This window comes from Streptomyces sp. WM4235 (genome assembly GCF_001279725.1).
GTDB lineage: Bacteria > Actinomycetota > Actinomycetes > Streptomycetales > Streptomycetaceae > Streptomyces.
Window position 1 is genome coordinate 1 of record NZ_LGDE01000197.1, and the last position, 1094, is coordinate 1094.

At 75.0% G+C, this 1094-nt stretch carries 1 protein-coding gene; it reads right to left on the reverse strand.

Annotated elements, in window-relative coordinates; translation table 11 throughout:
- A partial coding sequence (locus tag ADK55_RS15640; protein ID WP_234350055.1) for a phosphopantetheine-binding protein occupies positions 1 to 1094 on the reverse strand: 1094 nt, incomplete at both ends.

Here is a 1094-nt window from a genome sequence, read left to right on the forward strand (position 1 = left end):
CGTCCCGCCGGTCCGGGGCCAGGCCCGAGAGGTCCGCCTGGCTCCAGGGCAGTTCGACCTGCTCGCCGACGAGCTGCAGGATCCGTCCGTCGTGGCGCTGGACGAAGGCCGCGCGCAACAGCGGATGACGATCCAGCAGGTGCTGGACGCTGACGCGCAGCGCGTCCGCGTCCACGTCGCCCGCGAGGTCGAGGGTGTCCTGCACGGCGTACCCGTCGGCCCCGGCGCCGTCCATCTGCGCGTGGAAGAAGAAACCTTCCTGGAGAGGCGTGGCCGGGACGATGTCCACCAGATCGGGGACGGCGGCGACGAAGTCGGCGCGCTCGGCGACCGTCGAATCGACGAGGGAGAACGGCTCGGGCAGCGGGGCGGGCGGCCGTGCGTCGGGGGCCGCGGCGCCGGTGGCCCGCGCGAGTGCGGCCGGGGTGCGCAGCCGGAACACCTCGCGCGGGCTGACCTCGACACCGGCCTCCCGGACCCGGGTGACCAGTCGGATCACCACGATGCTGTCGCCGCCGAGTTCGAAGAAGCTGTCGTGGACGCCCACCGAGGGCAGTCCGAGCACCTCCGCGAACAGCCCGGCGTACAGTGCCTCGGCCGGCGTGGTCGGCTCCGCGTCCCCGGTGAGTTCCGTCCAGCGCGGTGCGGGCAGCGCCCGCGTGTCGAGCTTCCCGTTGGGCGTCAGCGGCAGGGGGCCGTCCAGGCGCAGCACCGCGGACGGCACCATGTGCTCGGGCAACACCTCGGTCACCCGGGCGCGCGCGGCCCGCACGACGGCGTCCGCGGCGGGCCCTTCCGCGGCGGGCCCGTCGACCCCGAGGTCGTCCACCCGGTGCCCGTCGCCGCCCCGATCGTCAGAGGCCCCGTGCGTCCCGTGCGCCTCGTTGGCCCCGGAGTCGGTGACCAGGTAGGCGACCAGGCGCCCGGCTCCCCGGTGGTCCTTGACGGCGAGCACGGCGGCCTGCGCGATGCCCGGGCAGGCCATGAGCGCGCTCTCGATCTCGCCCGGTTCGATCCGGTGCCCCCGGATCTTGAACTGACCGTCCGCCCGGCCCAGGAACTCCAGGTTCCCGTCGGCGCCCCAGCGGACCCGG